This is a genomic window from Desulfovibrio sp. 1214_IL3152, from assembly GCF_036763055.1.
Lineage (GTDB): Bacteria > Desulfobacterota > Desulfovibrionia > Desulfovibrionales > Desulfovibrionaceae > Desulfovibrio.
In genome coordinates, this window is the sequence record NZ_JBAIYW010000310.1 from 1 (window position 1) to 9634 (window position 9634).

Below are 9634 nucleotides of genomic sequence, written 5' to 3' on the forward strand. Positions count from 1 at the left end.
GCAGGTCCTCGCGGCGGAAGCCGACCTTGTGCGTAACGCCTCACGTTGCAACATGCGCCTGCCCTACGGCTTCACCGTCGACGCCAAGTACCGCGACACCCCGGCGCAGAAGGATCTGGCCGATTGGGCCGAATCCCTCACCCCGGCCTATTTTTCGGCCTGCACCAACTCGGCCACGGCCTACAATGCCGCCGACACCACGAACATCGGCTTTTATTGCAACAACAGGGGATATAAGCGCACTAGCACGGTCTATCATGACAATGCTCAAGTATATCCTGATGTGTCGTATTGCGCCTTCGCCCTGGCCACCAACTACAGCCTGCCTGATTCCGCCATCACCATGAAGTTCAAGCAGCTTGACGGCATTGAGCCTTCGCCGCTGACAGAATCCCAGCTTGCCGTCCTGAACTCCCGGCGCATCAACAGCTATGTGTATATCGGCAACACGTCGCGCACTGTGCGTGAGGGGGTGCAGGCTCTCGACACTTGGTTTACCGACACCCTGGTCAATCTCGACAATTTCCGTGAAGAGCTGCAGGTCGAGGTCTACAACGTATTTCTGCGCCAGCCGAAGGTCCCCTACACCAGCGCCGGGCAGAACATGCTTGTGTCTGCTGCGGCGAAGATATGCCGAAAATACACCAGAAACGGTGTGTTTGCCGACAGGGACGTGGAAGCGGCAACGCTCGAAAGCGGTTACACCACGCTCCCGGCCACGGCCATTGAGCCCGTGCCGGTGCCCTTCGCTACCACTTCGGAACGAGCCTCGCGCACGGCACCGCCCATCCTTATCACCGCCTATGAATCTGGGGCTTTCCACAAAGTAAGCGTCAAGGTCGACGTATATAATTAAGGAGCAGGAACATGGCCAGAACCGTTTACAATCAGAAAAACCTCGTCCTCACCGTGGACGGAACAACTATTCAGGATTTTTTCGAGGGCGCGTCCATCGTGTTCACCTACGACGGTGGCGAAGTAGATAAAACGCAGGGGACCGACGGGGCATCCATCAATATTGCAACCAACCAGGGCGCGACCATTAAATTCACGTTGCGCGAAACATCTCGCAGTCGCCAATTTTTGTCCGACCTGCGCAAGCGCCAGTACAACGGGGGTGCCGGGGTGACCGTGGTTCTGCGCACTGGTGCAGACGTTTTGGAAAACATGACTGATGCATACATCGGCAACCCCGGCGAACTTTCGACAGGTGACAAAAAGCAGGGTGGCATCCAGTTCACGATGATGAGCGCAGAGCACGAATCCAGCAACATGTCGACCTCTGGCGGCAACCTGGCAACGTCTGGGCTCACCTCATCCGTCAGCAATCTGTACTAAGGGCAGCAATCCATGAATAGCACCAATATGACCTTCATTGGCATCGGCAGTAACCGCTATGCGCTCGATATGCTCAATCCTATGGATGCCATTGCCTGGGGAAATCGAGCTCTTGCCCTTTTTGGCCCTGCTTTGGGTAGGGTGGTTAACTCCATAGATTTCGAAAAGCTTCAGGGGTTGGATTTGTCAGCGATGGGGCTGGCCGAAGTCGGCGGCAAAATGCAGGCCCTCATATCTGCTGCCCTAGCGTCTTGCGGCGAACTCAAGGCGGCAGAGGCCACGGCCATGATGACCGACGCCTTGCAGCGCTGCTACACCCCCCAGAATGAACCTTTGGCCGACGCTGCGGTGTTCAATAGCTGGTTCAGGGATCACCCGGGAGATTTGTACCCGTTGGGCATCATGGCTCTGGTGAAGCTGGTGAAAGATTTTTTTCCGAGTCAGCTCGTTACCGCAGCGAGCGCCTTGGGGAAGAGTTCGGGCACTCAATAGAGATTCCGTCGGGATGGGAGGCAGACGCCTACGCAGGGCGCGTGCTTGATTCCGGGTATGTCTCATTTGTTGACCTCACTAGCGGGAAGGTCAGTATGCGCGAATTCTTCCGTATCCTGCGCATCCTCGATTGGAACCAATACGCCAAGGGGCAAGCAGAGGCCATGGCAAAAGCGGAGCAAGGATAATGGCAGTAGCCGACGAACTGGTCACAATACTCGGCGTTGACATAGCCAAGAACGCCATTGCGAAGCTCGAGAGCTTCAAGAACGGTATCGATAGCGTAAAAAACACGTTGCTCGGCCTCTCTGTGGTCATTACTGGCGCTGCGGCCACAATGGGGCTCATGGTCAAAGGTGCTGCTGACGAAGCTGCGGAACTGCAAAAACTTTCCGACAAAACAGGTGTCAGCACCGATGCCCTGCAAGAGTGGGGATACGCCGCTAAAAAGGTTGGTGGTGATTCCAAGGCGCTGCATGGTGACCTGCAGACGTTGCAGGAAAAATTCATGGGAACGGGCAAGGACGCGGAAAAAACGCTGCTGTCACTGGCCGACCGAATGAAGGGGATGTCAGGAAGCCAAGCTCAAAATCTCGGGAAGGGATGGGGTCTGTCTGACGATACCATAGCCCTTTTGCGCAAGGGGCGCGATGGAATTGAAGATCTTCGCAAGGAGGCGCACAAGCTGGGCGGAGTTATTCCGGCCGGCAGTATCAAGCGGGCGGCAGATTTCAAGAAGCAGCTCGCCGAGTTGCAATTCGCTTTCCACGGCCTGACAAGCCAGGTCGCCATTGCCATGATTCCCGCACTCTCGCGCGCGGTTGAAATTTTCAAGGGCTGGATGGAGAGCAACCGGGAATGGATAAGCCTTGGCCTTGAGGCCCTGATGACGGGTGTAGTTAGCGGCTTTGAGCGATTTTGGAATATTTTGAAAAAGTTCACCGGAGTTTTTGATCCAATACTCAATGCTATGAGCCCATTTTTTGAAGGTCTGGAGGCTGGTGAAGTGGTCATGCACCTCGTGACTGGTGCGCTGGCTGGGCTGCTGGTGCTCTTTTCCCCGGTTATAGCGAAGCTCGTCCTCATCGGCGCAGCCGTTGCTGTTGCGGCGGCGGTGTTCGAGGATTTATTTTCATCTGTAACTCAGGGTAAGGGGTATTTCGCTGACCTCTTTGCCGCCTTCGAACAGCGGTGGCCTGGCCTTGCCTCTGCAATTAAAAAAATTGGTGCTTTCTTTAAAGAATTCATCATAGACATAATCAAAACAATCCCTGAAATAGCAAAAACTGTCTTTGATGGAGCGGTAAAGGTAGTAACTGGATTCCTAGACGTTCTTGAAAGCATAGTAAATTTCGACTTTGGCAAATGGGCAGAAGAATCCAAAGAGAAAATCATACGGGTATGGGAATCAATAAAACAGTTTTTTAAAGATCTATGGAAGGAAATTAAAGGATATATCCCAGAAATCCCTGATATTGGTGCCATTGCTGGAAAGGCAGCGGGGTCGGTGACCAATGCACTCGGCACCGCAGCTGAGTGGTTCGGATTCGGCGGTGATGACAAAAAGAAGAGCGCTCCCGCACCCTCGACCATCCCCGTAGGCGGTCAACCTGCCGCCGTTCGGCTGCCATCCACTCATGGCGCGCAGGGGACTCAATATACTGATAACCGTACACAGAACTTTAATGTGGCAACCTCCAACCCCCAACAAGCTGCGGAAGCGGCTGCGGCCTTGGCCAGCGGCCAGCCCGTGGGAACTCCCGGCGTAGCTGCCCCGGCAATGTAGAAGGCACGGTGACATACGCAATGCAGACATCACAAACTGGAGCCCCGCATCAGTCAAATGGCTTACTTCGCGGTGGGCCTCTTGTCGCTGGGGTGGAGGTTTCTGCCCTGCTTTCCGAGGCACATAATCTATCTGCAACGGCAACAAAGCTATCGCTTGAATCCGGCGAACAGGTGACGGATCACGTTATTGTGAGCCCCGACGACATTTCTGTTGTGTTCACAATGTCCAATGCTGGCACGGGCGCTGATGCCGCGCGAGACGCTTTTGAGACGTTCAAAAAAATGCGCGATGAACGGGATCTACTGGAGCTTGTTACAGAGCATCACGTCTATGAAAACATGGTCATTGTTGGTTTTAACCCAATGCACCAAGCGCCTTACAAGGGTGCACTCAATATCACCCTACACCTGCAGCAGATCAACTTTGTTGAACTGCAGGCTGTCGGTCGGTCGCCACAGAATTTGAATGACAAGACGTCAAAAACGGCTGCCGCGAAAACAAACGCTGGGCAGCAGGACGTGACCGATGACAGGACCCTTTTGCAAAAACTAGCGAAGAGGCAATAGCCCATGCCGTCCATAATTCCGATGTCACCTGCTGGAGAGCGCACGGTTACGGTCAATGTTGGACCGGACGTCTTTATTTTTCGCACGTACTTTGTGTCCGGGCAGGACGACCATTGGCTGCTGGACATTCTGGACGCGCAGGAAACGCCGCTCATTACCGGGATCAATCTGATCCCTGGAGTTGACAATCTGCTCAAGGGAATGGGGGATACCCTCAAAGGGTACCAGCTCCATCTGCTCGTCGAAAGCGGTACTGAAAAGGATCTGGACGCATTGGGAAACACAATGTCCTTGGTTTGGTTCAATCCCGGCGAGGACAACCCCGCAGTGCCATCAGACCCTATGGACACCATCGGAACGGAGATTGTGCCATGGTAGGCAACGGCAATGCACTGCGGCCCTGGTTACGGCGTATCGTGGTTACGCTTGGCCCACTTGAAGAATGGCGCGGGCGCTCTCAGGGGCAGATCGTGCGCTTTGAAAGCGACGGTACACCAAAGGGGTTGAAAGTCACCGGCACAATCCAAAAGACGGTAATGGGCATGCCAAGCCCATCGCAGATCAGCGTGTTTAACTTGGCCAGGGATACTCGGGACGCTATCCGTGGGAGCCTGACGAAAATCACAGTACAGGTCGGCTGGAAAAATACCGAACTGCATACACTTTTTCAGGGCAGCATCCTATCAGCGATTTCCGAGCGCAACAGCGCGGATATTGTCACAAAAATTAGTGCGCTACCGGGATATGGGGCGGTTGTGCGCGGGGTATCATCCAAAACCTACGGAGCGGGCACCCCCGTGCGGGATGTGGTTAAAGACATGGCCAACGATCTGCCCGGATTGACCATAGCCGACAGTGGCATAGAGGGCATCAGTGGCAACCTCGGCGGGGGAGGGTGGAGCTACGCGGGAAGCACAAAGGATGGGCTGACTCAGCTCGCCAATGAATTTGGTTTTTCGTGGTCCGTGGACGATGGAAAATTCAAGGCGCTGGGCGATAAAGCCACGTTTGGCGGGTATGCGGAGCTTAACGGCAAGAAAGGCGGATTAATAAGTGTGGTGCCATTGCTCACAGGCCCCATGCAGATACAGACCGGCGTGAAGATTAAAGCATTGTATGTGCCAGGCATCACCACTGGGTCATCTGTGAGAATAAACAGTGAATTGTCCCCAAAGCTGAACGGCACATATCGTGTCCATACTACCAACGTGAGTATTGATGCTTACAGCGATCAGTGGACCATGGACATCGAGTCTTTCAAAAACAGGTAGCACAGGTAAGCAACATGGCAGACTGGAGCATCACATCACAATCCGAAGCCTTCGGCATGCAGTTCAACCGCATGGCCGGGCAGATCCGCTGTGCTATGCCGGGCATAATTCTGAGCTTCGACCCATCAACGCAAACGGCAACGGTACAGCCAGCCCTACAGATGCAAGTGAACCTCGGCGACGGCGTGAAACATGTCGATTTGCCCGTGATAACTAATGTGCCCGTAGTGCTGCCCTTTGCACAGGCGGCCGGGTTGTTGCTTACGCTGCCAATCAGGCCGGGTGATGAATGCCTGATGGTGTTCAGCGACAGGGCTATTGATAATTTTGTACAGGGCGGAGGCATCCAGCCCACGGCCTCCTCAAATAGCGCTGATACTGCAACCCCGCGCTCCCATAGCCTTTCTGACGCCATCTGCATTCCCGGTATAGTCAGCAACCCCCAGGCGGTACCGGAGTACAGCACCGAAAATATTGAACTACGAGACCGAGAACGCAAACAGTATATTAGCCTGGGTCCCGAGGGAATTGTGATTACTGACGGTGTGGGAATTATGTCTATGAAGGAAGGCAAATTCAGCCTGATAACGCCTGATGTTGCCACTATCGAAAGCAGCAACATGACCCTTGGCGGCGATGGTGGCAGTAAGAACGAGCTCGAAGGTGGCCTTAAAAGCCGTAGCGGAACATTTGTGGACAAGAACGACATAGATTCATCTGGGCACAAGCACACAGGCATACAGCCCGGCAATGCAAACACCGGGAGCGCGACGGCATGACGTGGGATCTGAAGCTCAACCCCGGCACTCGCGACTTGGCGCCCGGAATCGTCACGGGGCCAGATGAAATAGTACAGCGCTTGCTTACGCGCCTGAAGCGGGAGCTTGGAGAATGGTTTTTGAACACTTCGGCAGGGCTGCCCTGGTACCAAGAGGGCAGGGGCATCCTTGGGGCCAAATCTAGCACCAAGAGGGCTGTGGACCTGCTCATCCGACGTGAGACCTTGGGCACTGATGGCGTCGAGCGCATCATCAAGCTCAACACTCTGTTCCCAGCTGGTGGGCGCACCTACACAATGTATATGGAAGTTTTCGTCACCGGGGCCGGGGTTATGCCCATAAGCCTTGAAGGGGAATACTGATGGCTGAAAACGGCATTGATTACGGCATGACTTCACAGGGGTTCGTGCCTAAGCGACTGGCGCAGATCCTTACCGATCTGAATGGGAACATCGCCGACATCGTGGACCCGGGAACGGGCGAATTCCCTTTCCAGAGCGCCACAGACGACAGTATCTTGCAACAGGTACTCGGCGTGTTTGCGGAAGGCCTTTCCGAATGCTGGGAGGCCGCTTACAACGGAGCTGTCCAGTTTGACCCATTGAAAAATAGTGGTGCCGGTCAGGCAGGTACTATCCAGCTCAACGCAATGCTCCTGAAGCCCGGTGCATATACCATTGTTGAAATGGAGCTCACTGGAAAGAACGGTACCACTGTGCCCAAGGGCTCGCGCATAGCATCTCAGGACGGATTGCAGGTATTCGCCACCCTAGAACCCATCTTTATAGGCGCGTCAGGGACGGCCACGGTGCAGGCGGAATGTACGGTCAAGGGAAATATTGAGCCAGAACCCGGCGCCATCCTCTCCATTCAGACCCCGCAAGCAGGGTGGCTCAATGCTAGGAACATATCAATCGTGGCTGTGGGAAGTGTGCAGGAGACGGAAGCAGAGGCTCGCCGCCGACAGCAGAGATCCACGTCCCTTACAAGCTACCGCCAGATAGAGGCCATTTACGCATCCGTGATGAATGTTTCTGGTGTTACATTCTGCAGGGCGTACCAGAACCGCGAGACTTTTCCGGCTGATGCTCGCGGCATCCCCTTCAAGGAGGTCGCGGTGGTGGCCGAGGGCGGGGCTCCCAGAGAAATAGCGCAGGCGTTATTTCTGCGCTTCCCCGTTGGCGTGATTGGCTATGGCAACGTGCATGAAATTTTTTACGATAACCAGGGTATATCCCACGTTATCAGTTTTTCACGCCCCACTGAGATTGCAATTTATGTGCAGGTTGACATTACCATAGTTAACCGCGCCGACTTCCCAGACACCGGGGCAGAACTAATTAAAACAGCCATTGTCGATTATGCTGACTACGGAGGTGCGGGAAATGACGACGGTTTCCCGCCTGGCGCGTCAATTATTTGCTCGCGCCTGTATACCCCCGTGAATAGCGTTGCCGGACATAAAGTAACGGGGCTGCGCATTGGCACGACGGCCGATGCCCTCTCAGAGTCCGACATCCCCGTTGAGTGGGATCACGTCGGTAGATTTGATGCATCGCGCATCGTGGTCAATGTGACCGCTGGGGTTTAAGCATGCCGATACCCTCATTTTACAAGGTGGACTTCGATCCGTATCGCAAAGACCTGATCGAGCAGGCCCTTGGGCGCATGCTGTCACAACACTACGATAAATGCGTTCTGCGGCAGTTCGTTGCGGCCATCATGTCTGAGGTGCAGGATCTTTATGATGCGCTTATCGACCTTCAGGAGATGCGCACCCTGTATGCAGCCCGAGGGTCAAACCTCGATGCCCTTGGGCGCATTGTTGGAGAAGGACGCGCACCGTACCAGTACGATGAATCCCGCTACATGTTTGCAGATCGAGCAGGGCAAAAACCCGATTCGTCGTTTGTCTGGTGCGATGGAGCTCCTTTTTCTGCATTTATACCTGTTGAAGATGAGCAGTACCGCGTAAATATCCTGACCAGAATAGTAAAAAATCATACGCTCGTGGCCTCTATCCCTGAGATGCAGCATCTAACGGAGATGCTCACAGGCAACCTCGTGTCATACGAAAAAACGGGGCCAATGGAAGTTACTGCTATCGTGCCATCCACGATAGGCACAACGGCTCTTAATGTGCTCACAATGCATGCGACGACACAACGTGTTGATGATGCATTTATGCTGCCGTACCCGGCCACACTCTCATTCAGTGGCATTGTTGTTTACGTCCCTGACAAATTCTTTTGCTCCGACCGAGCGAATGAACAACGCTGCGACCATGCGCCCTGCGCAGTGGGCGTGCCATCTCAAATAGGAGGCTGACTATGGCCATTGCAGAACGCCTTATTACAATGCTTGGACAGTGGGCCAAGGGCGCACAGACCAACATCCCAACGCCGCCAGTACCCGGCATCGCGTACCGCAATGCTGGGCTGACGGCCGCAGATATAGAGGGCGGCCAAGCGTATGATAAAGTTTACGATTCCGCGCGCTACAATCAGGTAGATTTTCTCACAACGGGGATTGTACAGGCCGTGGAGCAATACGGCATTCTGCCCTGGAGTTCGCTCACCAATTATCCGGCCAGCGGTATCTGTATGGGACTCGATGGAGTGATATATCAAGCGCTTCAACCTTCTGGCCCCAACAACGGAGGTGCGCAACCGACCAATAACGCCGCATTTTGGAAACACGCCATAGCACAGCAGCAAATGGACCCCGTAGGCGGCATCAGGTTTTTTGAAGATGAGATGCCCCGACCGGGATATGTTGAGTGCAATGCGGGCATCGTTACCAATTTTTCCACGCGATACCCGCAAATGGCCGCGTACCTCGAAACCCCGTGGGGGCAGAGTCGTCTTGTATCGAGCCTTGCAGAGTATGAGGCCCTGCACACTGCGATCTGGCACACGAATGCAGACGGCACAACAGTGGGCTGGCAAGGCATCGGCGGTGTAGCGAAGTTCTGGTGGGACAAAACCGCCGACACCCTGAAAATGCCCGACCTTCAGGACATGTTTCAGGGCGCGGCAGGTCCCTCTCTCGGCGTGGGAGACGTGCAAGGGGATGGTGAGCGTAGGAAAAGCGGCAAAGTCTCGCTGTTGTTTCCTGGCGGCTTTGAAACTTCGACAACCGCAGGAGTGTTCAAAACATCTGGTGCACGCACCGCCGCATACGGTACAGCGTCAAGCTGGGGATCTCTTGAATTTGACAACGCAGGCTCTGTGCCAATCGCCACGAAGACCCAGCCCCGTAGCTGGGGTGCACTCGCGTGCGCGTATTTAGGGCAACCAGCTTCATGATGCCGGTGCGCCGAGATAGCAGCATGCGAGAGCGCCCCATCGTTTTGGGGCGTTGACGGGGCCGGTGGGCACGACGCGCGAGGCGCGAAAT

12 protein-coding genes are annotated in these 9634 nt (G+C 54.7%); all 12 read left to right on the forward strand.

The window, feature by feature from the left end:
• A partial coding sequence (locus V6C07_RS06560) for a DUF3383 family protein (protein WP_333535546.1) occupies positions 1-856 on the forward strand: 856 nt, incomplete at its 5' end.
• An 11-nt stretch (positions 857-867) separates the two neighbouring features.
• Positions 868-1338 carry a hypothetical protein gene (locus V6C07_RS06565; RefSeq protein ID WP_333535548.1) on the forward strand — a complete coding sequence of 157 codons (471 nt, stop codon included), beginning with the start codon at positions 868-870 and terminating at the stop codon, positions 1336-1338.
• Positions 1339-1350: 12 nt separating this feature from the next.
• Positions 1351-1830: a phage tail assembly chaperone gene (locus V6C07_RS06570; RefSeq protein WP_333535549.1), complete on the forward strand. Its 480-nt coding sequence runs from the start codon at positions 1351-1353 to the stop codon at positions 1828-1830.
• A gap of 187 nt (positions 1831-2017) precedes the next feature.
• Complete coding sequence (locus V6C07_RS06575) at positions 2018-3616, forward strand: phage tail protein (protein WP_333535550.1); 1599 nt, start codon at positions 2018-2020, stop codon at positions 3614-3616.
• A 20-nt stretch (positions 3617-3636) separates the two neighbouring features.
• On the forward strand, positions 3637-4185 hold the full coding sequence (locus V6C07_RS06580) for a phage baseplate protein (RefSeq protein ID WP_333535551.1): 549 nt from the start codon (positions 3637-3639) through the stop codon (positions 4183-4185).
• Positions 4186-4206: 21 nt separating this feature from the next.
• Entirely contained in the window at positions 4207-4563 is a 357-nt protein-coding gene (locus tag V6C07_RS06585; RefSeq protein ID WP_333535552.1) for a phage baseplate plug family protein, read from the forward strand.
• Complete coding sequence (locus tag V6C07_RS06590) at positions 4557-5456, forward strand: baseplate hub protein (RefSeq protein WP_333535553.1); 900 nt, start codon at positions 4557-4559, stop codon at positions 5454-5456. The genes V6C07_RS06585 and V6C07_RS06590 overlap by 7 nt, the downstream gene beginning before the upstream one ends.
• Positions 5457-5470: 14 nt before the next feature.
• Positions 5471-6235 carry a Gp138 family membrane-puncturing spike protein gene (locus V6C07_RS06595; protein WP_333535554.1) on the forward strand — a complete coding sequence of 255 codons (765 nt, stop codon included), beginning with the start codon at positions 5471-5473 and terminating at the stop codon, positions 6233-6235.
• On the forward strand, positions 6232-6597 hold the full coding sequence (locus tag V6C07_RS06600; RefSeq protein WP_333535555.1) for a hypothetical protein: 366 nt from the start codon (positions 6232-6234) through the stop codon (positions 6595-6597). Before V6C07_RS06595 ends, V6C07_RS06600 begins: the two co-directional genes overlap by 4 nt.
• The gene (locus V6C07_RS06605; protein WP_333535556.1) at positions 6597-7826 is read left to right on the forward strand and encodes a baseplate J/gp47 family protein; all 1230 of its coding nucleotides are present in this window, start codon (positions 6597-6599) and stop codon (positions 7824-7826) included. The genes V6C07_RS06600 and V6C07_RS06605 overlap by 1 nt, the downstream gene beginning before the upstream one ends.
• 2 nt (positions 7827-7828) lie before the next feature.
• Positions 7829-8563, forward strand: coding sequence for a DUF2612 domain-containing protein (locus V6C07_RS06610; RefSeq protein ID WP_333535557.1), 735 nt, complete (start codon positions 7829-7831; stop codon positions 8561-8563).
• 2 nt (positions 8564-8565) lie between these two features.
• The gene (locus tag V6C07_RS06615; protein ID WP_333535558.1) at positions 8566-9543 is read left to right on the forward strand and encodes a hypothetical protein; all 978 of its coding nucleotides are present in this window, start codon (positions 8566-8568) and stop codon (positions 9541-9543) included.
• The last annotated feature ends 91 nt before the right edge of the window (positions 9544-9634 follow it).

Excerpts from the sequence above, each read along its gene's own strand:
- V6C07_RS06575 (WP_333535550.1), top strand. The coding sequence starts at position 2,018 with ATGGCAGTAGCCGACGAACTGGTCACAATACTCGGCGTTGACATAGCC.
- V6C07_RS06580 (WP_333535551.1), top strand. The coding sequence starts at position 3,637 with ATGCAGACATCACAAACTGGAGCCCCGCATCAGTCAAATGGCTTACTT.
- V6C07_RS06565 (WP_333535548.1), top strand. The coding sequence starts at position 868 with ATGGCCAGAACCGTTTACAATCAGAAAAACCTCGTCCTCACCGTGGAC.
- V6C07_RS06590 (WP_333535553.1), top strand. The coding sequence starts at position 4,557 with ATGGTAGGCAACGGCAATGCACTGCGGCCCTGGTTACGGCGTATCGTG.
- V6C07_RS06595 (WP_333535554.1), top strand. The coding sequence starts at position 5,471 with ATGGCAGACTGGAGCATCACATCACAATCCGAAGCCTTCGGCATGCAG.
- V6C07_RS06615 (WP_333535558.1), top strand. The coding sequence starts at position 8,566 with ATGGCCATTGCAGAACGCCTTATTACAATGCTTGGACAGTGGGCCAAG.
- V6C07_RS06600 (WP_333535555.1), top strand. The coding sequence starts at position 6,232 with ATGACGTGGGATCTGAAGCTCAACCCCGGCACTCGCGACTTGGCGCCC.
- V6C07_RS06610 (WP_333535557.1), top strand. The coding sequence starts at position 7,829 with ATGCCGATACCCTCATTTTACAAGGTGGACTTCGATCCGTATCGCAAA.
- V6C07_RS06570 (WP_333535549.1), top strand. The coding sequence starts at position 1,351 with ATGAATAGCACCAATATGACCTTCATTGGCATCGGCAGTAACCGCTAT.
- V6C07_RS06605 (WP_333535556.1), top strand. The coding sequence starts at position 6,597 with ATGGCTGAAAACGGCATTGATTACGGCATGACTTCACAGGGGTTCGTG.
- V6C07_RS06585 (WP_333535552.1), top strand. The coding sequence starts at position 4,207 with ATGTCACCTGCTGGAGAGCGCACGGTTACGGTCAATGTTGGACCGGAC.